At 46.0% G+C, this 23,308-nt stretch carries 19 protein-coding genes; 5 read left to right on the top strand and 14 right to left on the bottom strand.

All coding sequences use genetic code 11. The features are described 5' to 3' along the window. Window positions 1-13: 13 nt before the first annotated feature. From AB1K91_RS15795 to AB1K91_RS15835, 9 genes are all read right to left on the bottom strand, one after another. A complete protein-coding gene (locus tag AB1K91_RS15795) occupies window positions 14-1,333 on the bottom strand; it encodes an MFS transporter (protein WP_413091217.1) in 1,320 nt (439 codons plus the stop codon). Between the two features lie 109 nt (window positions 1,334-1,442). Then, window positions 1,443-2,909, bottom strand: coding sequence for an alpha-ketoglutaric semialdehyde dehydrogenase GucD (gucD, locus tag AB1K91_RS15800; RefSeq protein ID WP_413091187.1), 1,467 nt, complete (start codon window positions 2,907-2,909; stop codon window positions 1,443-1,445). Between the two features lie 3 nt (window positions 2,910-2,912). Then, the gene (kdgD, locus tag AB1K91_RS15805; RefSeq protein WP_413091189.1) at window positions 2,913-3,857 is read right to left on the bottom strand and encodes a 5-dehydro-4-deoxyglucarate dehydratase; all 945 of its coding nucleotides are present in this window, start codon (window positions 3,855-3,857) and stop codon (window positions 2,913-2,915) included. Between the two features lie 753 nt (window positions 3,858-4,610). Beyond that, window positions 4,611-5,477, bottom strand: coding sequence for an SDR family oxidoreductase (locus tag AB1K91_RS15810; RefSeq protein WP_413091190.1), 867 nt, complete (start codon window positions 5,475-5,477; stop codon window positions 4,611-4,613). 100 nt (window positions 5,478-5,577) lie between these two features. Beyond that, on the bottom strand, window positions 5,578-7,632 hold the full coding sequence (locus AB1K91_RS15815) for a beta-galactosidase (RefSeq protein ID WP_413091192.1): 2,055 nt from the start codon (window positions 7,630-7,632) through the stop codon (window positions 5,578-5,580). A 23-nt stretch (window positions 7,633-7,655) separates the two neighbouring features. Further along, entirely contained in the window at window positions 7,656-8,498 is an 843-nt protein-coding gene (gene ganQ, locus AB1K91_RS15820) for a galactooligosaccharide ABC transporter permease GanQ (protein ID WP_413091194.1), read from the bottom strand. Window positions 8,499-8,501: 3 nt separating this feature from the next. Further along, complete coding sequence (locus AB1K91_RS15825; protein WP_413091195.1) at window positions 8,502-9,758, bottom strand: carbohydrate ABC transporter permease; 1,257 nt, start codon at window positions 9,756-9,758, stop codon at window positions 8,502-8,504. A 57-nt stretch (window positions 9,759-9,815) separates the two neighbouring features. Next, window positions 9,816-11,084: a galactooligosaccharide ABC transporter substrate-binding protein GanS gene (ganS, locus tag AB1K91_RS15830; protein ID WP_489686338.1), complete on the bottom strand. Its 1,269-nt coding sequence runs from the start codon at window positions 11,082-11,084 to the stop codon at window positions 9,816-9,818. A 117-nt stretch (window positions 11,085-11,201) separates the two neighbouring features. Then, window positions 11,202-12,206 (bottom strand): LacI family DNA-binding transcriptional regulator, encoded by a 1,005-nt coding sequence (locus AB1K91_RS15835; protein ID WP_413091197.1) that lies wholly within the window; start codon window positions 12,204-12,206, stop codon window positions 11,202-11,204. A 175-nt stretch (window positions 12,207-12,381) separates the two neighbouring features. Between AB1K91_RS15835 and AB1K91_RS15840 the strand changes: the two genes are divergently transcribed. The 3 genes from AB1K91_RS15840 to AB1K91_RS15850 are packed head-to-tail and all read left to right on the top strand — an operon-like array spanning window position 12,382 to window position 16,090. Beyond that, window positions 12,382-13,554 (top strand): galactokinase, encoded by a 1,173-nt coding sequence (locus AB1K91_RS15840; protein ID WP_413091220.1) that lies wholly within the window; start codon window positions 12,382-12,384, stop codon window positions 13,552-13,554. Between the two features lie 14 nt (window positions 13,555-13,568). Next, window positions 13,569-15,062 (top strand): UDP-glucose--hexose-1-phosphate uridylyltransferase, encoded by a 1,494-nt coding sequence (gene galT / locus AB1K91_RS15845; RefSeq protein WP_413091198.1) that lies wholly within the window; start codon window positions 13,569-13,571, stop codon window positions 15,060-15,062. Beyond that, the gene (locus AB1K91_RS15850; RefSeq protein WP_413091199.1) at window positions 15,059-16,090 is read left to right on the top strand and encodes an aldose epimerase family protein; all 1,032 of its coding nucleotides are present in this window, start codon (window positions 15,059-15,061) and stop codon (window positions 16,088-16,090) included. The genes galT and AB1K91_RS15850 overlap by 4 nt, the downstream gene beginning before the upstream one ends. Window positions 16,091-16,130: 40 nt before the next feature. On the opposite strand, the gene AB1K91_RS15855 is transcribed toward AB1K91_RS15850, so the two are convergent. The 5 genes from AB1K91_RS15855 to maa form a co-directional block, all read right to left on the bottom strand. Further along, complete coding sequence (locus tag AB1K91_RS15855) at window positions 16,131-17,270, bottom strand: ROK family transcriptional regulator (RefSeq protein ID WP_413091201.1); 1,140 nt, start codon at window positions 17,268-17,270, stop codon at window positions 16,131-16,133. Between the two features lie 42 nt (window positions 17,271-17,312). Beyond that, complete coding sequence (locus AB1K91_RS15860) at window positions 17,313-18,020, bottom strand: DUF1266 domain-containing protein (protein WP_413091203.1); 708 nt, start codon at window positions 18,018-18,020, stop codon at window positions 17,313-17,315. Continuing rightward, window positions 18,017-19,381 carry a tetratricopeptide repeat protein gene (locus AB1K91_RS15865; protein WP_413091204.1) on the bottom strand — a complete coding sequence of 455 codons (1,365 nt, stop codon included), beginning with the start codon at window positions 19,379-19,381 and terminating at the stop codon, window positions 18,017-18,019. The genes AB1K91_RS15860 and AB1K91_RS15865 overlap by 4 nt, the downstream gene beginning before the upstream one ends. Further along, window positions 19,378-21,078 carry a molecular chaperone HscC gene (locus AB1K91_RS15870; protein WP_413091206.1) on the bottom strand — a complete coding sequence of 567 codons (1,701 nt, stop codon included), beginning with the start codon at window positions 21,076-21,078 and terminating at the stop codon, window positions 19,378-19,380. Before AB1K91_RS15870 ends, AB1K91_RS15865 begins: the two co-directional genes overlap by 4 nt. Before the next feature lie 163 nt (window positions 21,079-21,241). Continuing rightward, a complete protein-coding gene (gene maa, locus AB1K91_RS15875; protein WP_413091208.1) occupies window positions 21,242-21,802 on the bottom strand; it encodes a maltose O-acetyltransferase in 561 nt (186 codons plus the stop codon). A 105-nt stretch (window positions 21,803-21,907) separates the two neighbouring features. On the opposite strand from maa, the gene AB1K91_RS15880 reads away from it, so the two are divergent. Beyond that, complete coding sequence (locus AB1K91_RS15880; protein WP_413091210.1) at window positions 21,908-22,756, top strand: N-acetylmuramoyl-L-alanine amidase; 849 nt, start codon at window positions 21,908-21,910, stop codon at window positions 22,754-22,756. Between the two features lie 95 nt (window positions 22,757-22,851). After that, the gene (locus AB1K91_RS15885; RefSeq protein WP_413091212.1) at window positions 22,852-23,199 is read left to right on the top strand and encodes a hypothetical protein; all 348 of its coding nucleotides are present in this window, start codon (window positions 22,852-22,854) and stop codon (window positions 23,197-23,199) included. Window positions 23,200-23,308 lie beyond the last annotated feature (109 nt).

A 23,308-nucleotide genomic window follows, 5' to 3' on the forward strand; every position in this document is an offset into this window, starting at 1 on the left:
CAATCCCCTCCGATTATTTTGTTGGCGCTTCCAATTCGACGCGTTCTATTTTCCCAACGATGAATAAATAGCTTAGAATGGCAACTAGCGCATTGGCACCGACGAAGATAAGTGCGCCATTGAAGGAACCTGTCGCGTTGACGATATACCCGATGATGATCGGTGTCGTGATGGAAGCGATGTTTCCGAATGTATTGAAAAGCCCTCCGCTGACACCTGCTGTCTGCTTCGGCGAAGTATCGGACACGACTGCCCAGCCCAATGCCCCAAAACCTTTTCCGAAGAAAGCAAGCGACATGATGACCACGACAAGCCATTCAGCATCCACAAAGTTACAGATGATCATACTGCAGGAAAGCAGCATCCCAATGATGATCGGCGTTTTACGCGCGATGGTCAAGGAAAGGTTCTTGCGGAGAAGGAAATCCGAGAACATCCCGCCAAGGATTCCGCCAAGGAAACCACATATCGCCGGCAGGGATGCAATGAATCCAGCCTCCAAGATCGACATTCCGCGCCCTTGTACCAGGTAGACAGGAAACCAAGTCAAGAAGAAATAAGTCAATGTCGTAATACAATATTGTGCAATGTAAATACCAATCAACATCCGCTTCTTTAATAATTGCTTAATGAAGGGCCACTGTGACTGCTTCTCCTTGGAACTTTCACCTTCCTTCTTTTGATCCATATCGACTACTCCGCCGCCTGCTTCGATATAGTCGATTTCAGCCTGATTTGCTCTAGGATGTTCTCGCGGATTACGGATAACTTTCAGCCAAACCAGTGCCAAAACGATACCGATGGCTCCCATTACGTAAAAGACGGATTCCCAGCCGAATCTGTATGTCAGCCAACCCATCAGCGGTGAGAAGATGACTAGAGCAAAATACTGTGCTGAATTGAAAATGGCGGATGCCGTTCCACGTTCCTTGCTTGGGAACCAGGCTGCCACGACCCGGCTGTTCCCCGGAAAAGATGGCGCTTCGGAGAACCCGACCAGGAAACGGAGCGCAAACAAGACAATAATCGCTGTTCCGCCTGCAAAGAATCCGATTGCCCCTTGGAGTAGAGTGAAAATCGACCAAAACAGGATACTCATTCCGATAACAAGCTTTGATCCAAACTTATCGAGTAATATCCCGCCTGGTATCTGCCCGATCACATAAGCCCAGCCAAATGCGGAGAATACATACCCCATACTGACTGCGTTCAGGCCCAGATCCGACTGCAAGGCATCCCCTGCTATACTGATTGTCGCTCGGTCAGCATAGTTGACAGATGTGACTAGGAACAACATAAAGACGACAAACCAACGAACCTTCGACTTTTTCATCTGAGCATCGTGCAGGTTATCTCTGATTTTATCCATATCGTTCATTCCTCCGCCGCTTTATTGTAAGCGTTGTCATCATTGAGTATGGAAAAGGGCTTGATCTGCCCTTTTACCCTTTAACAAAAACTGTCTTGATGCTGGTGAAGAATTCTTTGGCTGCTTCACCCTGTTCCCTGGAATGGGAGCTTGACTGCTTCATGCCGCCAAATGGAGCTTGCAGTTCCACACCAGCACTTTCAGCATTCACCCGGATTAGACCTGCTTCCATATCTTCGGCGAACTGCAGGAAGCGTCCAATATTTTTTGTGAAGATAGAGGCACTCAATCCGAATTTGACATCATTCGCCACATCTATCGCTTGTTCCTCCGAATCCACTTTGATCAACGCGATGACAGGACCGAATATTTCCTCCTGTGCAATCACCATATCATTTGTGACGTCTTCAAAAATGGTCGGCTGGACATAATAGCCCTTCTCGTAATCCCCATCTGTCAGCTGTTCTCCGCCTAGAATAAGCTTTGCCCCCTCTTCTATTCCTGTTTGAATATAACGAAGGCAATTTTGCAGCTGTGCTTCGCTTGCAATCGGACCGAGCCACACCTCTTGCTCGAGGCTGTTCCCGATGGTGATATCCTTTGTTTTCTCAATCAGCTTTTCACGGAATGCATCATAAATCGGCGCTTCAACGATGACCCTGCTTGTTGCCGTACATTTTTGTCCTGTGGAACGGAAAGCACCGCTGATCGTAGCATCCACCGCCTGCTCGATATCTGCATCAGCGGCAATTATCACCGGGTTTTTCCCTCCCATCTCCAGCTGATACTTGGCACCTCGTTCCAACGCCGTCAAGCCAATACCTTTTCCGACATTATTGGAGCCAGTAAATGTAATACCATGCACCTTTGGATGTTCGGCCAACCCTTTCCCGATGACGGATCCCGCTCCGGTGACAAGATTGATGACTCCTTTCGGGAAACCGGCCGCTTCAAAACATTCGGTTATTTTGATGGCTGTAATCGCTGTCTCGGATGCCGGCTTGAATACAACTGCATTACCATAAACAAGCGCAGGGGCCATCTTCCAAATAGGAATTGCAACCGGGAAATTCCAAGGTGCAATGACACCGACGACACCCAACGGTACACGCGTCGTATACATGAAAGCACTGGCATCAGTTGAAGGAATGACATCACCAGTCTTACGCATCCCTTCACCCGCATAAAATTTCAATATAGCAATTCCACGCTGTGTCTCGCCGCGAGCTTCTGGCAATGTCTTTCCCATTTCTTTTGTTGCAGTTACTGCAATTTCTTCGGCACGTTCTTCCAAGATTGCTGCCGCCCGGTAAAGGAATTCGCCTCTTGCAGCCCCGGACAGGCTACTCCAATCCTTCCTTGCAGCATCCGCCGCTTCCACAGCCGCTTCCAAATCTGCTTTCGTGGAACTCTGGACCCTGCCTACTGGATTGTTTGTATCTGCTGGATTGATAACGGTAATTTGCTCTGCTGATGCTGATTCCTGCCATTCACCATTGATAAAGTTACGATACACATTCGTTGTTATATTAGTTGCCATGTATTAACTCCCCTTTATCTCTGAGATTTTCTCCTTGCGCGGATATTTTTCCAATGCTTTCGCAAGAATCCGTTCCATTTCCTTGTAGTGCTCCTTGGTAACAGGTACGACTGGAGGACGCACATAACCTCTTGTGTTCAAACCGATGATCTCCATGCCTGCTTTGATCAAGGCAACCGCATAGCCTTTTCGCTGTTTGCGTATACGATTGATCGGCAAGATGACATCAGCATATAAATCATCCAATGTACTTTGGTCTCCTGCTAGCAGCGACTCGTAATACAATCGGGAAATATGCGGGATATAATTTGAAATGGCTGAAGAATATGTTGTGATTCCCAGAGGCAAATAGGCAGGCATTGTCACTTCCGCCATCGGCATACCATTCAGGAAATCCACCCTTCCTTTGAATTCCTGCGTGAGGCAGATATTCAACTCCATATTCCCGATTCCATCTTTTATCCCCTTCAATTGAGGATAAGCTGTCAACCGTCTTACTGTGTCGATGGAATAAACTGCGTTATCCCTTTGGTAGAGAATCGCATCCATAGTTGGAGCACTATCAAATATTTCTTTGGCGTATTGATAAAGCCCTTCCTGCTCACCATGAATCAGATAAGGCGGAAGCAGCAAATAACCAGCTGCACCCTTCTCCGCTGATAATGCAGCTAGTTCAACAGCAGTCCGAAGATTTCCACCTACTCCTGTATAAATCGGCACCTTGCCTGCAACTGCTTCAATCGCTGTATCCAGCATCACTTCGTACTCGGCTCGATCCAGGGATTGAAACTCACCCGATCCGCAAGCAATATAAATGGCATTCAAACCTTCCTCTACGAGAAAACGAATATTCTCGAACAATGCTTGCTCATCAAGTTTTCCTGTTTCGGTAAATGGTGCTACCGGAAATCCTAAAATACCTTTGGCTATTCCTGTTGATTGTCCCATTGCGTACCTCCTCAAGTAAGCGTTATCAATCTATTTGTTTAATTGTATTACAAATAGACAAAAGTGCAAATGATTTTTATGTATGGAAAAATGACAGGCGAAAATAATGATATAATGCAAGTATTGGACCGCCCTATACTTTGCAACACATACAATAAATACAGCACAAAAAAAGGGACCTTATCCCTAATGATGTTTGGATCCGCCCTACTTCCAATCACCCCCATAATGAAACCACCGGACATTTTTTTGCACAAAAAAAGAACCCTAAGGCTCTTTTCCATACGCTGAAATCCTGCTGGATGAAACCGGGAAAAATTTATTCGAAGGCACATAATGTGGGATTGTCCCAAACCTCCTCATCATGATCGCATTCCAAGCCAGGAACCAATTCCGTTCCTCCTGCAGGCCATCGAGTATCATTGGTGTCACTACAATCTGTCCGTCAAAAAGATGAGCAGTAAGCACAGCGAGGCTTTTAAATCCTCTGTCAGCTCATAATCAGCAAAAATGGTTTAAATAGCTTGTCCACATTGCTGTCACCTGCCATCAGATATAGGACAGCGAGCCCTGCAATAATATTGCATTCCGGATGCTGTCACGCAAATTTTGATACTTGAATTCGTGATCTTCATCGTGGAATTTGATATACAAGGTCATCCTCCTTCCATAAACCGCTGATTCGATCAGCAGGATTTTTTTCTTCCTTTAAAGGCAAACAAAAACCCCATCCAGCGGACAGGGTTCAAGTTTTCAGGAAGATGTATAAGATCCTCCATTGATATGGATTGCTTGACCAGTCATGTACGAAGCTTCATCGGAAGCAAGCATCACATACGGCCAAGCATGTTCGGAAGGCTGACCTGGACGTCCCATCAAACTATCCTGACCGAATTGTTCAATCTTATCCTCACCGATTGTGGCCGGGATGAGCGGCGTCCAAACCGGGCCAGGCGCCACGGAATTGGCGCGGATGCCTTTTTTGATAAGACTTTGGGCGATACTGCGCGTCCAAGCAGTGATAGCACCTTTTGTCGCGGAATAATCCATGAACATCGGATTGCCTCGGTAAGCATTGATGGAAGATGTACTGATAATCGAGTCTCCTGCTTTCATATGTCGTACAGCAGCTTTGGTAAGATAAAATTGCGAGAAGAAGTTGACACGGAATACTTCCTCAAATTGCTCCGAGGAAATTTCAAGCACATCTTCCCGCACATATTGGATGGCGGCATTGTTGACGAGAATATTGATTTTGCCGAATTCCTCCACTGTTTTCTCGACCAAGCTGATGCAATGCTCTTCATCCTTGATGTCGCCCGGCAGCAGCAGACAACGCTTGCCTTCTGCTTCCACAAGACGTTTTGTTTCTTCGGCATCTTCTGTTTCATCGAGGTAGGAAATCGCAACATCTGCTCCTTCCTTCGCATAAAGGACTGCCACAGCTCGCCCGATACCGGAATCACCGCCAGTTATAAGCGCAGCTTTTCCTTCCAATCTGCCGACTCCCTTGTAATCCAGCGGCTGATGCGGTAACGGATCCATCTTCGCTTCAATCCCTGGCTGACGATCTTGCTGGTGTTTACTTGTTGTACCATTCATCATATCTTTCGGTTCCATAAAAATGTCTCCTTTGCATCGTGATTGATACAATACTTTTCCACATTGACACTGCTGTGAAACGTGAAACCGAAAGCTTTCAAGGCATCAGCAAAAGTCATCACCTGTCTACGCGAAGCACCTTCACCTCATAAGAATGCAACCGCTGCACACCCGAAAGCGACCCTCCATCCAATACATCCTCATACACTTGATCCAGCTGTATATCTTTTTCTTCCTCATTGAAATTCATGACAAACACGAACAAGGACTTTGTATTGCACCGTACTTGGATGGAGACCCCATCCGGCTTTGTAATGCCAACCGGAGGCAAGACTCGTTCCGCAGCCAGCAGTTGTCCATAAAAGTCCTCCTGGAAAGCATCCTCCAACCTTCCGCCGATGTAATAAGCGACGCCTTTTCCGTACACATGCTCGGTGATAGCCGGGGTCCCCGCGTAGAAATCCTCTTCATAGACACCTTTGGCCGTTGCGCCGGCAAGATCAAGTACCGTGGCATAATCCTTCAATTCATAATGCTTCCCTTCATAAAATACTTTATTGCAATCATGCGGATAAAGGGTGTCTGTTTCAGTTGGCCGAATGCCGAAAATCTCTGCTAGTTTTTCATGCCATGAACCTTTATGCACAAGATCGTGCTCATTTACAACACCGCTGATATATGTCATGACAAGTTTCCCGCCATTTTTAACAAATGCTTCAAGTTTTGCTGCTGTCCGATCTTCCATCATATAAAGCATCGGAACAACCAAAAGCTTATATTGGGAGAAATCATGATCTTTCATGATGACATCCACTGGAATATCACGCTTCCAAAATGGGCGGTAATGTGCATGCATTGTCTGGATGTACTGCTTGGAATCCAGACCGTAGCCTTGGGCATCTTCCAACGCCCAGTCGTTTTCCCAATCATAGAGCAATGCCACTTCTGCTGTACGATGAGTTCCCTTAAGTGCAGCGAGTTTCTCCATTTTCTTGCCTAGTTCTGCAACCTCCCGGAATACACGGTTACCCGGTGAACGATCATGATCGACGACCGCCCCATGAAATTTTTCCGTTGACCCTCTAGACTTTCGCCATTGGAAGTAAAGAATGCTATCCGAGCCATGAGCGAGCATCTGCATCGAGGCAAGGATATGCATGCCAGGGCGTTTTGCTTTGTTGACAGGATGCCAGTTGACCATGCTCGGTGTGTTTTCCATCAAGAGGAATGGCTGATTCTTCATCGTCCGGTATAAATCGTCAATGAATCCAACCTTCATCGCAAGCTCTGCTGTTGTTTCCCAATCATTATGCCAAGTCGGATACGCATCCCAGCTGATCACATCGATCTTATCTGCAAAACGATTATAATCCAGTCCCCGGAATGGAATCAGGTCGGGGGTATCCGCCATGAAATTCGTTGTAACAGGAATATCCGGTGTGATTTCGCGGATCGGGACCAATTCATTTTCCATGAAACGGACAGTTTGATCAGTCACGAACCTCCGCCAATCCAAACGCAATCCGTGAACGCCATCTTCCCCATTCGGCGACGGAGATTCCACCTGCTCCCATTCTGTGAACGTATGACTCCAAAATGGTCCCCACCAAGCATCATTCAAAGCTTCCAGATTTCCATCATAACGTTCTTTGAGCCATTCCCGAAAAGCAACCTGACAGCGTTCGCAATGACAATCACCGCTATATTCATTGGAGATATGCCATAACAGCAAAGCCGGATGATCTCCATATCTTTCCGCCAGCTTGCGGTTGATAGTTTGGGTCTTATCCAAGTACGTCGGTGAGGAAAAACAATGATTATGCCTGCCTCCATGCAGTTGCTTTACACGCTCGGCATTCACCCGCAAGACATCAGGATATTTCCGGGACATCCATGCAGGACGTGCACCGCTTGGTGTAGCTAAAATCACTTTGCCGCCAAAAGCATGAATATCATCGAAAACCTTATCCAGCCATTCAAAATTGTATACACCTTCTTCCGGCTCCAAAGCACTCCATGCGAAGATACCGATCGAGAAAGTGTTGGTATGCGCCAATTTCATCAGTTCAATATCTTCTTTAAGGACATCCGGGTACTTCAGCCATTGGTCAGGATTATAGTCTCCTCCGTGCAGTAAAAATGGTGCTTTCAAGTTGCGCTTCGTCTGACTCATTTTCTTCTCTCCCTTTTTTTGATTTATCCTTTCGTTCCGCCTGCCGTCAGTCCCGAAACAAAATTCCGCTGCAGCAGCAGGAAGACGATGGCAATCGGTATACTGATCAGGATGGCCCCGGCAGCGAACGTCGTATAGCTGGCACCCATTACCTCGTTGACTAAGTTGAATAATCCAATCGGCAGCGTATATGCCTCTGTCGTGCGCAGGATCACAGACGACAGAACAAAATCTCCTAACGGCACCGTGAACCCATTCATGGCGACAACTGCCAGCATCGGCTTCGACAATGGCATGATGATCTGCCAGAACGTACGGGTAAAGCTGGCGCCATCGATTCGTGCACTTTCATCAAGCTCCATCGGAATGGAATCCATATAGCCCTTCATCAAATACGTATTCATCGGAATCAAGCCCCCGATATACAGCAGGATCAAAAGCCAATGACTGTTGATCATATCCAGCATTTGCGCGAGCACAAAGATAGCGATCAGCGCGGAGAATTGCGGGATCATCTGCAGCAGCAAAAAGATGGTCAGTGTGTTCTTCCTTCCTTTAAAGCGGAAACGCGAGAAGGCATAGCCTGTGAACGATACACTGATAATGGCGCCGATCATGGTGAAAAAGCTGATTTTGACCGAATTCACATACCACTGCACATAAGGAAGGGACGCAGAGCCCTCGAACAGTTCTTTATAGTGAGCCAGCGTCGGATTCTTCGGGATGATGGAGGTACTGATCAAGCTGTTTCCAGGATTGAAGCTGGCGCCGATCGTCCACGCAAGCGGATAAAGGATCAAGATCGACATCACGATCAGTACGCCATAGGAAAGCGTAAGTCGAATCAAACGGGATCGGTTGCGCATGGCTCATGCTCCTTCCTTGAATGTACTGGATTTTCGGAACTGCCATAAAGCAATGGATACGACAACAACAGATAACATGATGGTCAAGGCGGCTGCCAAAGCATATTGGCTGGACTGCATCGTCAGTTTATAGATCCAGGAGACAAGTATATCCGTACCGCCGGCGGTTGAATCAGGAACTGCTGGCCCACCCGCATTGAACAGATAAATAATATTGAAGTTATTAAAGTTGAAAGTGAACTGTGTGATGATGATTGGTGAAATGGATAATAGAATCATAGGCATTGTAATGTGACGGAACTTAGAGAAAACAGATGCCCCATCAATTGTAGCCGCCTCATACAGATCCTCTGGTATCGATTGCAGCACGCCTGTGGTTACCAGGAAAATATACGGAAACCCAAGCCACCCCTGCATCATAATCAGCGCAAAACGAGCCCAGTTCGGATCTGTCAGCCAAGGGATTGCATCCATGCCGAGCGCAGCAAGAATATCATTGTTTACTGCTCCGAAACTGTCATTGAACAACCCCGCAAAGATCAATATGGTGACAAAACCCGGCACTGCCCAAGGCAGGACCAGAATCGTGCGGAAGAGTTTTTTGAAACGGATTTCCTTTTGATTGACGACAACAGCCAGAAAAATCCCTAGTGCTACCTGCAGTGTGGAAGCGACAATCGTCCAAACGATGGTCCATGCAAGAACATCGAAGAAAGTAGAGCGCCATATATCGACGGTGAAAATTTCCTTGAATGTGCTGAAGCCGACCCATTCCACGAGTTTAGCTGGTGGTGAATTATATAAATCATAATTTGTAAAAGCGATGGCGAAGCTGAAAAGAATCGGGAATACGACTGCGAACAATAAGAGCAGGAATGCCGGTCCGCTGATCAAATACGGATAGCCCTTCAGCAACACGTGCTCATACTGCTGCCGGAGTGTATACAGCGCCTGTTTGTTATCACGCATGACACCCGTCTTATAGGCATCCCGTAAATTCAGATAATAAACAATCAAACCTAGGAAGATGACGATCAATGCGATGAGGCCCTCTGCCAGCAGGAAAATGGAATTGTCTCTCGGTATTTCTGTACCAAGCGTGACAATTCCCCACAACCCCATATTCAATAAATCCTTGAAAGCGATAAAAAATGAAATGGTGATCAGCAAAAACAGTAATCCTTTTAGCCATTGCCGATGATAGAACTGCCCGAAACCTGGTACAATCGAGAGCAACAATGCCACTTTGCGATGCTGCATGCCCATTCCTCCTCTTACGTAGAAAATACGCACCGGCACAATGCCGGCACGTCTTTATCATTTTCCGCCATGATTTGCCTCGATTTGACCTTTGATGGATTTCACCGCTTGGTCTAGTGCTTCCTGCGGCTCTGATTTTCCAGTAGCAATCGTCTGCAGAGCAGCGTCTGTCGGTTTCCATACCTCATTCATTTCCGGTATACCAGGTGTCAGATCTGAGAATTGTGATTGTTCCGCTATCGCTTTGGACGCATCGCTTTCCATCACTTCCTGGTCTTCTGCCAATGCTTTCACTGCTGGAACTTCTTTTGTCTTTTCATACCGAACCTTCGATACTTCTTCACTGCTTAAATATTTGACTAGCTCTTCTGCCAGCTCGGCATTCTTGGAGAAAGTACTTACGTTGTAGCTTTTGACACCAATGAATGCCCGCATATTCTCCCCATTGGATAATTTCGGCAAAGAAGCAATGCCATAGTCGACACCCGCTGTTTCAAATGGTTCCAGGTTCCATGGGCCCGATATGATGGCAGCAGCTTTTCCTTCCGTAAACAGCGATTCAATGACGTTGATTCCCTGCTCACCCACAAGACCGGATGGGAAGAGCTTCTCATCGTAGAACCGTTTGATTTCATTCGCGCCCTCCACAGCCCCTTCATTGTTCAAGCCGATATCTTCCGGGTTGAATGTACCATCACTGTTCTTGCCAAAGACATATCCGCCATAGCCGCTCAGCACACTGTTGGCGTAATACGTTTGGTCGAACAGCGCCAAAAATCCATATTGCTCTCCTTGCCTCACTTCCTTGGAATAATTGAACCACCCTTCCAGATCCTCCGGCAGTTCGTCTTCGGATATAAGCGCTTTGTTGTAGTAAAGCATCGTCGTTTCCACAGCTTTCGGCAGACCATAAACTTTCCCTTCAACCATTTGGGATTGCATGGCTGACTCTGTATAAGTCGATTGCAGTGTTTCATCAACCGCTATTTCCTTGACCAAGCCCTCTGCGACAGCAGAACCCATTTGATCTCCTGGCATCGTGAATACATCCGGACCGGACCCAGCCGGCCCATCCAAACGTAAATCCTCCAATTGCTGTGCATAATTCTTCTCGACGATTTCCACCGTCACATCATGTTCTTTTTCAAACTCAGCAACTGCTTCTTCAATACCAATGGCCTTCTCTTTATCTTCCCAAATGACTAATTTGTCGCTTTTCCCTGATTCACTTCCATCTGATCCGCTCTCTTGCGGTCCACATCCAGTCAGTAGGACTCCCGTCATCAAACCCGATACCAAGCCAAGCAGCAACCTTTGCCTTTTCACTCGACCACCCCTTTTTGTAAGCGTTTGCAATGATAAACATAGCATTAAGTCAATTGGAAGTAAACAAATATTTTACTGATATAAGTAAAATATTTACGAAAACAAAAAACGACCTTTTTAGTCAGTCGTTTTCGCCAATGTGCTCTTTCTTTCGACAATTTCCCCGGTGATCAATACAGTTTTGGATACTGTCCGTTTCCCAGTAATTCGTTCCAGCAGCAAGTCGATGGCAGCCTTGCACACTTCCCCTAAATCGATGCGGAATGTCGTCAATGGAGGGGAAACATACTTCGCCACACTGATATTATTTATGCCGATAACACTTACTTGCCCAGGAATGGCAATACCATCTTCATTCAATGCCTGAAGCATACCAACAGCTATCGGATCCGCAGCAGCTACGAATGCACTCGGCAAAACTGCCAGTTCTTCGATTGCCTTTTTCATCAGGCCATACCCATTTTCAACACTGAAACCACGCCCGCAAAAGACTGAACGATCATCAAGCAAATCTTTCTGTTCCATATAGAAACGGAAGGTCTTTTCCCTAAGATCCATCTCATCTCCCATCGTATCGGGGTTTAGATAAGTTCCGCCGACAAAGCCGATTTGTCGATGTCCTTGATTCAGCAAATGGTCAATTTGCTTCCTCGTGATCCATTCCAAATCCGGCCGTACAGCATCGTAATGATCCGGATCAGGAGCCGAGTCGATGAAAACCCCATTTCCGCTCAAGGTTTGCAGCTTCTTGTGCTCTGCTTTCGTAAAGGCCCCCACTGCCAGAAAACCTTGAATAGTATCCGGAACCGCCTCCATCCCTTCCTCTTTTTTGTATAACGTCAATTCGATATTACGTTCTTTTGCACATCGTTCCAATTCTTTGCGCATTGTCTTGAAGTAGACATCCTCCAACTCTTCCGTATCCGTCACCCAATAAAGAAAGGCTATTTGCTTAATCCGAATATGCACTTCCTTCTTCCGGTAGTTCAATCTTCCCGCCACAGCAAAAATCTTATCCTTCGTTTCGTCCGTCACAGACAGACTTTCATCATGATTCAAAACTCTGGAGACAGTGGAAACGGAATATCCTACTTCATTTGCAATCTGTTTGATCGTTGCCAAAATCCTCACCTCTTCTGTTTTGATTATGACAGAGCAACCCACATCAGTAAACCTTTTACTAAAAATTATACTGAAGTAATGTATCAAGTAGTTCTTGCTTACGCCTCGTCCTTGTAGTACACTACTTGTAAACTTAGTTAATTAAATTAATAAAGTCTATTTAGGAGGCATCATGATGACCATTAATCCGAACCTGACAGCTTCATTTCAAAAAGTTTTCCAAACTGCTGAAACACCACGCCAATTCTTTGCACCTGGCAGAATCAATCTGATCGGCGAGCACACGGATTATAATGGCGGATATGTTTTTCCGGCAGCCATCTCCTATGGTACCTATGCTTTGGCAGCAAAACGTCAGGACGACATAATCAGGCTTTACAGCATGAGCTTTTCTGAAAGCGGTATCATCGAGCGATCTTTAAAAGACCTTGCCTACCGGGAAGAAGATGACTGGGCCAATTATCCAAAAGGCGTCCTGCTCTACTTACAGCAAGCATCAGATAAAATAACTTCTGGCATGGATGTTCTCTTCTATGGAGATATACCAAATGGTGCTGGTCTGTCCTCTTCTGCTTCCATCGAGCTGGTCACTGGTGTAATGGCTGACATTATGTATGAACTTGGTATGGATAGGATACCGCTTGTACAGCTGGGCCAGCGCGTGGAAAACGAATATATCGGAGTTAACAGCGGCATCATGGATCAATTTTCGGTAGGAATGGGAAAGCAAGGACACGCCATCCTGCTTGACTGCAACACATTGGCTTACGAGCATGCACCCGTGGATTTGTCTGAGCATGTCATCTTGATTGCCAATACGAATAAACAGCGCACATTATCTGGCTCCAAATATAATGAACGTCGTTCTGAATGTGAAGCTGCCCTAAAAGATCTGCAGCAGGAGTTGGAGATCAACAGTCTCGGCGAACTCACACCGGATGCATTCGAACAGTACCATAGACTGATAAGCGACCCTACCCATATAAAACGGGCACGGCATGCAGTCCTTGAGAACAACCGGACGATTGAGGCATTAAGGAAGCTGCAAAAGCATGATTTGGCCGCATTCGGGGAATTGATGAATGATTCACATCGTTCACTGCGGGATGATTATGAAGTGACCGGAAAGGAACTCGATACGATTGTCGAAGCAGCTTGGGCGCAGGATGGTGTCCTTGGAGCTAGGATGACAGGAGCTGGATTCGGCGGCTGTGCCATTGCACTAGTTGAAAAAGATAAAGTTGATGCTGTCCAAGCAGGTATCCAGCAGCATTACAAAGAAAAAATTGGATATGAGGCAACTTTCTATACCGCCACAATCGGTGATGGTGCAAAGGAATTAGCATAAAAGGAAGTGTTTATATGATTTATTCAGATATCGAGGCTTTATTGGAGCAGACTTGCAAAGAAGGTTTAATCAAGGAAAGAGATGTCATCTATGTACGCAATCAGGTGATGCACCTGCTGAAGATGACAACCTATCCGACACATAAGCTTTTGACGAGCGCCGGTTCGATTCCGGATTTAGTGGATCGAATCATCAATTATGCCGTGAAGGAAGATGTCATCGATAACATACTGGATGAGAAGGAGATGCTGGCTGCATCGCTGATGAATTGTTTCATGCCTCGTCCTTCCACTGTCCAGACATTGTTTGACAACCATTACAAGCAATCACCAGAGCAAGCAACGGATTACTTTTACAATCTAAGCAAGAACAGCAATTATATCCAAATGAACCGAATCAAAAAGAACATCTCGTATAAAGTACAGACTGAATATGGCGAGATGGACATTACAATCAACCTGTCCAAACCGGAAAAAGACCCGGAGCAAATCAAGCGTGAGCGGATGATGAAGCAGGATGATTCCTATCCTCCCTGTGTTCTATGCAAAGAAAATGAAGGCTATGTTGGCAGAGTTGGTTATCCTGCTCGTTCCAATCACCGAGTAGTCGAAATAACATTGGCAGAGGAGAAATGGTTTTTCCAATACTCCCCTTATGTTTATTACGATGAACATAGCATCATATTATCAGAAGCACATCGGGCTATGAAAATAAATGCGGACACATTCCGGAGCCTGCTTGAATTTGTGGATAAATTTCCTCATTACTTCATCGGATCGAACGCTGATTTGCCGATCGTTGGAGGTTCGATTCTCTCGCATGATCATTACCAAGCTGGTCGTTATACATTCGCTATGACCGAAGCCGAAGAACAATACACTTTCCCGATTCATGCACATTCGGATGTGAGAGCGGCTGTGCTTAAGTGGCCGATGACAGTCATCCGACTCCAAGCGGACGATCAGCAGAAACTAGCAGCGGCAGCGGAAAGCATCCTGGCTTTTTGGCGTGATTATAATGACAAAGAGGCAGCAATTCAATCACATACGGATGATACACCTCATAATACAATCACTCCTATCGCCAGAATACGTGATGGGTTATATGAACTGGATCTTGTTCTTCGTAATAATCGGACGACAGCTACCCATCCATTAGGAATCTTTCATCCGCATGCAGATGTGCATCACATCAAGAAAGAAAATATCGGATTGATCGAAGTGATGGGTCTTGCTGTATTGCCGCCCCGTCTCAAAGAAGAACTGGAGACGATCATCAATTATCTTACCGGTGAAGCAAATGAGGTCGATTCCATTCACGAAGAGTGGGCACTTAAACTTCGGGAAACATATGGATTCCTGCATAACAAACAATATGCAGAAGAAATCGTACAAAAAGAGCTCGGCAAGAAGTTCGTCCGTGTGCTGGAGGACGCTGGTGTATTCAAGGATGATACAGCCTTCCAGCGCTTCATTACAAAACTAAATCAGAAAGTGGTGTCTTCATGATCGAAAGGACTGCGCTGCAAGATGGATGGGAATTGTTCACGGTCACCAATACCAACGGGATGCGGCTGGAAGTGCTGAACTTCGGCGGCATCATCACTTCTTTAGAAGTCCCTGATAAGCATGGCAATCTGGAAAATGTCGTGTTGGGATATCGCAATTTCAAGGATTATCAAGAGAATCCGAACTACTTCGGGGCATTGATTGGCCGAGTGGCCGGACGGATACAAAATTCAAGATTCGAATTGGACGGAAAGACATACCAGTTGGATGCAAACGAAGGAAAACATCATTTGCACGGTGGTCCCAATGGCTTTCACCAAGTTCTTTGGAATGTAGAACCTTTTGAAGAAAATCAAGCAAGCAGTCTGCGGCTTTCTTACACAAGTGAGGATGGCACAGGGGGCTATCCTGGCAATTTGCAGGTAGTTGTGACCTATACTCTTACAAATGATAATCAGCTTGTAATTCTTTATGAAGCGGCTACTGATAGAAAAACGCCCGTCACACTGACAAATCATTCGTATTTCAATCTGAGCGGCAATTTGAAAAAAACCATTGCTAAACAGCAAGCAATGGTTAACAGTGACAAGTTTACGGAATTGGATGAAGAACTGATTGCATCAGGCAGATGGCTGGATACTGCTGCTTCCCCATTTGATTTACATTCTTTCAAACCGTTGGAGGATGTATTCAGTGCACCCCATGAACAGCTCCGAATCGCAGGAGAAGGAATTGACCATTATTTCTTATTCTCAGATGAGAAGAGCCCAAAAGCCGGTCTTTATGATCCTGATAGCGGACGGTTGATGACGATTGAATCGGACCAGCCCGGCCTTGTTGTATACACTGGAAACGGTCTGGACGACACGCTGGAACTGAAGGAGCGCAAGTCAGAAAAGTACCTGGGAATTTGTTTCGAAACACAGGCTTTTCCCGCTGCCTTGCATCATGACGGGTTTCCAAGTCTCATCTTGAGTCCTGATGAAACGTATCGCAGAGAGACCGTCTTAACATTCACAGTAAAATAAAAAGAGAAAAAAGCAGACACCGCTAAGATGTCTGCTTTTGTTATACCGGGACAAACAAATCGACCAATTGCAACGCTGATGCTCCTAATGCTGTCGCATGCTTTCCGTGATTACTTATCATTATCTCAGTCTGGGCTGCTTGATCGGTCAAGGCACGGCTTGCAATCTCTTTCTTAAGCGAAGGGATGATAAAAGCCGCGCTTCCCATCACACCTCCGCCAAGGATGATGCGATCCGGATTTAACAGATGTATTAAATTGACCAGACCAATTCCTAATGTTCGTCCAGTACTTTCAAGAACGGCCTGAGCGGCTTTATCTCCGGCCAAGGCTGCTTGATGGACAGCTTCCCCGTTTTCCAGTCCCGCTTGCTGCGCAATAGCAGGCCCACTCGCAAGTGTCTGCAGACAGCCGCGATTTCCGCAGGCGCATACTGCTCCATTTGGATCGATTGACATATGTCCCAACTCTCCAGCAAGTCCGGCTGCCCCATGGAAAAGCTTTCCCTGAATGATGATTCCTGCTCCGATCCCACGTCCGATGTTGACAGCCACCATACTATCCTGCATATCATATCCACCAAACCACGCTTCGCCGAGCGCCATTGCCCGTGCATCATTATCCACTTTCACCGGAATACCGAATCTATCTTCCAGCTCCTGCTTGATCGGGATATTGCGTAATCCTAAGAGAGGCGCTAGGCGGGAGTCGCCAGTTCCTGCATCGACCACTCCATGCATCGCTACCCCGATGCCAATGATTTGCTCCCTTTGCACGGAATTATCATCAAGCAGTTGTTGAATAGCTTGTACAACTTGATCCAAAAACTCCTTATTCGTCCTGACATGAAGCTGATGGGAAACACTTCCCAAAATCTCTCCTGTAAGGGAAATCAGGATACAGTCGACTGTACCAGGACCAGCATCGACGCCGATGACAAACCACTCATCAGTGCGGATGTGAAGCATCGTAGGCTTGCGGCCGCCGCTGGAAGTACCCAGCTTCCTTTCCTCTACCAGCCCTTGTTCAATCAATTCCTTGACGATGATGCTGACAGTCGGAGGTGTCAAACCTGTCTCTTTTGCGATGTCAGCACGCGAAATCGGCGCCGATATGCGAATTTTATTAAGGATCAGGGATCTATTCACTGTTTTCATCAATTGAAATGTACCACGCTGCATACGAACCGCTCCGTTATCAATATACATTCAGTATATCATGATTCAAACCGAAGCTGATATGCTCATTATTTCTTCTTTGCGCCATGGAAGTTTTGGCAGCTTGGTCTGTGATGACATAAATAGCTTATAAATATGGGTGCGCCCATGATCTTTCAGGGGTCTTGCTTTCGGATCGTCTTCGGGTTTCACGTTGAACGCACTTCCTACAATGTAGGCATCCATGTAGGCATCCCAACTGCTGTACAGTTCCATTGCCCGCTGTGCAGCCTGAAGCATCTTAGTAAATGCCTCCTGTGAAGGAAGGATGTGTAAGGCTCTGCCAACACGGCATAAATAGATGAAGTTGGCTATTTCATATGCAGTTATACCCGCTTCGGGAAGGACATGCATACTTGATTTGACAACCCAATAGCGGTAGCCATCCCAACCTGTCATCTCCATTTGCTTGACCATGGCATCCCTTTCTGACATGGATAAAGGAGCCAGGATGTTTCGCACTTCCTTGTAATGCATACTCAACTCCTTCTTTGTGAGTGCATTGATACATTGTTTCAATTCCTCAGGCGACTGTATCCCTCTATCCTTGGTCAGCTTTTTCAAGTTCAATTCACCCGTCAGTTTATCAAGAATCGGCCGGAATTCACGATGCAGATAGATTTGCACCCCCATCGCTCCAGGGTGGCACATAAATGATAAATGCCGTAAGTACTTCTCTATTTCTTTCCTATCGGTTTTCGTATTGTTGCTCATCCGGCTGCCTCCTCTTTGCTTTTCTTCTTACCCAGTAGTTTAAATGGCATGGCCAGGAGTTTGAACAGCAGATAAGGTACAATGATCAACAACCCGATAGCGAAAGAAAAGTCCAGATTAACAATACCCGGCCGCATCCGATTGCCCCACATGATACCAAGAAAAGCGACGATCAATGGAATAGCCAAGACTGCTGTCAGTACTGCCGGTGGATCGAATATCCATTCCAGCAAGCAGAATCCCAGTATGTAAATCCACCATGTTTTAATCAAGAATCCAATCCCCCCCAGCAAGGCAAAAACCACTTGGAAGAAATTCTCCTTGAACGAATACCTGGTTCTTTCCCCGCCAAATAACGGATTGAACAAATAACCCTGAAAAGAAGTCTTAAAGAATCCAATCTCTTCATTCACAACTCCGGTCTCTGGTTTCAAAGTTTCCACTGCTTCCTTGATTTGTCCAAGCTGCTGCTGGCAGTAGGCTGCCCCTCCCGCTGCAGTCTTAATTGCAGGATCAATCTGATAAACTCGCTTGTAGTCATGTAGCGCTGCCTCATATTGCCGATCATCAGCAAGCAGCTGCGCCCGGTCCAGATACATTGCCGTATCCTCTTTCTGTTCCAAAGCCTTCGAAAGTGCCCAGACCGCCCGATCCTTCTCTCCGGCCGCTGTTTCATAAACACTGATAAGACGCAGCAGTTCCGGATCGCTTGTGTACATTTCATATCCTTTGTTTAACATGACAGCAGCCTGATCATAATCCCCTTCGGATAATAGGTCCTTGGCAAATTCCCTCAGCGAATAATACTTTGCATAGTCGAATGCTTCCCCCGCTTCAATTGCCTCGAAATGACGTACACCCAGCAATCGGTCCATTAACCCCTGTATTACATTGTCATCATGATAAGCATGGAGTTCCGATTCTCTTTCCTGCCAGTGGAATGCTTGATCAAGCATTTCGTATGCTTCTTTCGGCAAATAGGGGTGCTGTGACAGAAAATTTATCAGCCGGCGCTGAAGTTCTTCACTCTTCTCCATGTTCCAGACAATATCCTGCTGCAGCCATTGCTGCAAGCGGTCAAGGCGATTTGGATCAGAGAAATCATTATATAAATGATAAAAGGCGTTCATAGCCTGATCTACTTCATCCAGTTGCGGAACCGGCATATCGTCTGGTTCCTGTGGTTCATGATCAATATCATTCGGATCATACCGCAAAGCCTTTTCGTATGCCTCACGTAATTCCTGGTAACCTTCCGGATCATCATCCGGACGGCAGATTCTTAGTTTACCAGCGTATGCTTTCTTGATTATCTTCTTATCATCTGTCGGTTCCAGCTCTAATACATCCCAGATGCTCATCGGTACAGCATACCTCCTTCCAGCGCTTCCAGCTGCTCTCTCATAGACGCACTTGCTTCTTTTATCTGCTTTTCATCCTGTGTTTCCAGTATATTCTCATAATGCAGCAGCAGTCTGGATAGATACTGACGTGCATCTCCTGTCAGCTCCTCGTACAAACGTTCTGCTTGTGCCACTAACAAGCGATTTTCCGCTCTTTCCCGAGGGTGGATCTTTAGCGCACGCAGCCGCTGAAGGCTCTCTTCTATCTCCGCTTCAGAAAGATTTCCGGGATTCTTTTCAATCACAATCCGCTTTTTTTCGCCAGTCGATACGCTGATTGCTTCAACTTCCAAGATGCCATTTGTATCATATGTAAAACGTACATCTATTCCTTCAGCTCCTGCTGGCCTAGGTTTGACCTCTATCTGCAGCTCACCTAATTTGACGTTGTTCGCCACTCTCCTGCTCTCGCCTTGGTAGATGACGATCTTGACAGCCTTTTGATCATCATAAATCGTATGATACCTCTCCACCTTGCTGATCGGAATTGGTGAATTACGCTCAATCAAGGGATCATAATAACCTCCCTCTATACCTGCCTTACCATGTTCAGCAACTTCGATACCTAATGTATAAGGGCATACATCTGTCAAGATAAGCTCATCAAGCGCTTCATCCTTATCCTTCAAAGCTGCTTGTATCGCAGCTCCGATAGCCACGGCTTCATCTGGATTGATTGTTGCATATGGCAAACTCCCGAACATCTTTGCAATCACCGTTTTAATAATCGGCAGTCTGGTAGCACCTCCAATCAGAATCACGTTATCGAGATCCCTTGGAGATAGGGAGGCATCACGAAGTGCTCGTTCAATCGGCTGGCGCAACCTCAAGATCAGGTCATATACCATTTTTTCATAAGTGTCCAGGGTCACCTCCGTTTCATAGAGCTGCCCATCGATGATCAATGACATATGAAGCTGACCTTTGATTCCCAGACTTCGTTTGCCATGCTCTGCTTGTTTATAAAGCAGCGAAGCCTCCTTCATGTCCAGCTGCTCTTGCTGTATATCGTGCTCCGTCAGGAAATGTTCCACTAAGATAGCCGTGAAATCCTCTCCGCCGAGATAATTGTCACCGGCAATGGATTTGACATCCATTACCCCATCAAAAAGTTCCAGAATGGAAACATCAAAGGTACCCCCACCTAGATCGAATACAAGAAACTGCGTTTCATCCTTATCTTGATGCAGGCCGTACGCAATTGCAGCCGCGGTTGGCTCGCTGATCAAACGTTCGACTTTAAGTCCAGCCATTTCTGCTGCCTGTTTAGTCGATCGGCGCTGTATATCGTTGAAATACGCTGGCACACTGATGACAGCCTCCGTAACCGCTTGCTCCAAATACATTTCTGCATCTTCCTTCAGCTGCTTTAAGACGAGCGCAGACAATTCCACGGGAGTGAATGTTTGTGTTCCGAGCCTATATTCCTTTTCCGTACCCATATAACGTTTGAAGGCAGCAACTGTTGCAGATGGATGGGTAATGAGCCGTTCTTTGGCGATTTCCCCTATAAGGATACTATCATCTTTATCGACACTCACTACTGAAGGAGTCAGCCTTTTTCCCAAGGCATTGGGGATGATTTCTGCCTGCTCACCATTCCAATAAGCCGCCAAGCTGTTCGTAGTACCTAAATCAATGCCAATTGTTGTCATAACACTACCTCTTTCACGTCCATTTTTAACACACCAATTATAAACATTGATCATGGAGAAACAAGCGAAACCGCTAAATTGCAACTATAAAACGTTTATATGGGTATTGCGGCAGGGAGGTCATTCGAACTAAAAAAGAGACCCTGTCAGGGCCTCCATTCTCTTATATCTCGATTTGTTTAATGACCTTTGCTGGGTTGCCGCCGACAACTGTATTTGCCGGAACATCTTTTGTGACCACTGCGCCCGAACCAATGACTGCATTATCGCCGATTGTAACACCAGGATTGATGACTGCTCGTCCGCCAATCCAGACATTATCCCCGATCGTCACTGGTTTGCCCAATTCATACCCCGAATTACGCTCGACTGGATGAAGCGGATGTGTTGCGGTGTAAATATGTACTCCGGGAGCAAGCATGCAATTATCCCCGATGCGAATTTCACAGATATCCAGCAAGACACAATCAAAATTCGCATAGAAGTTTTCCCCAAGATGAATATTGTAGCCATAATCGCATCGGAAAGTCGGCTCAATATAGACTTTTCCTTTCATAGAGCCTAATATTTGCTTCAGTAAATCAGAACGCTCTGCGTGCTCATAGCTTGTTGTATCGTTATATTGTCGGCTCAGCTCCCGAATTTTCATCCGTCTATCCGTCAATTCCTTATCAGCAGGTCGATAAAACTCTCCTGCTACCATCTTCTCTCTTTCTGTCTCCATTTTCCTTCTCCCCTTTCTGGGAACCTATCATATTATGTATCTATTGTTATAAAACTCGTTATTGCTGACCATACTGATTCTATTATATCGCAAAGGAGAATCACTATGCGTACCGGCCTTAAAGTTGCATTGCCTCTATTATTCATACTCGTTGCAATCCTATTGATCCTTCCAGCCCAAGCGGATGCAAGCATTTCCAACACAGGACAGACTACTGCCAACCTGAACATCAGGGCGACTCCATCGACGGATGCTGCCATTCTTGGCAGATTTCCGGCAGGGACCCAATTCCAATACATCGACAAAGGGGATGGCTGGGGACAGATTACCATTCAGGGTCAAACAGGTTTCCTGAGCTTGGATTATGTAGCTCCAGTGAGTGAAGAGACAGCCACTCAAACCGAATCATCCGCCAGACAGTCCGTGCAAAGAATCATCATCGATCCTGGTCATGGTGGCAAGGACCCTGGTGCAATCGGCAATGATACGATGGAAAAAAATGTTGCCCTGACTATTTCCGAGAAGCTTCAGCAAAGATTGCTTACTAATGGTTATGACGTTAAGATGACGCGCAGCGATGATATTTTTATTCCTTTATCAGAACGCGCGACGATATCGAATAACTGGGGAGCAGATTTATTTGTAAGTGTACACGCCAACAGCGCAGCGACATCCTCAGCCAAGGGATTGGAATCCTATTACTATGGTGCAAGCAGCAGCGGGAAAAAACTGGCTTCCAGCATACAAACTGCACTTGCTTCCAATACAAATAACGAAAACAGAGGCACACACAGTGCTGATTTCTATGTGCTGCGCCACACTTCGATGCCGGCAGTCCTAGTTGAAACAGGATTTATCTCGAATCCTGCCGATGCTGCATTGCTGAATGACTCCAATTATCAGAATGAAGTTGCGGATTCGATTGCAGAAGGCATCAAAGCATTCGCAAGCTAACCTACAAGGCTGCTTATATAGCGGTCTTTTTTACAAAATATTCACATCACTCCATCCATATAATCGTATAATTGTGGAGAAGAGGGGGTATGGGTATGAAATATTCACTAGATTTCATGTTAGCAATCATTTTAACCGGACTTTCTTATTACATCGGCAGTTTATTATTTCGGCATGGAATGCCAATTTGGCAAGCAATGGTCATCGGCTTCTCTGTCGTGGCTCTTGGCGCATTGACAGAGGCACTTGGTGCACCGATTTGGCTGATTGTGCTCGTCCCATTCCCAGTTGGAATGCTTCTTTTGTATCTGTTCCTGCAGGTACCTGTTCCGACTTGGATCATCACTTATGCAACAACCTTGGCATTTTATACTTTGTTACACATACCGATGAGTTACTTCTTCCAATTTCATAGTTTGATTCCAGCTTGGAAACTATCCTAATAGTCAAAAGGAGATTGCTTTAAGCAATCTCCTCAGGCTGTCGAGATAGTCTCGACAGCCTTTTTATTTTGGGTTCATTTCTTTTTCTAACTTTTTTATAATAGAATAA

The organism is Terribacillus jepli, assembly GCF_047228925.1.
Lineage (GTDB): Bacteria > Bacillota > Bacilli > Bacillales > Amphibacillaceae > Terribacillus.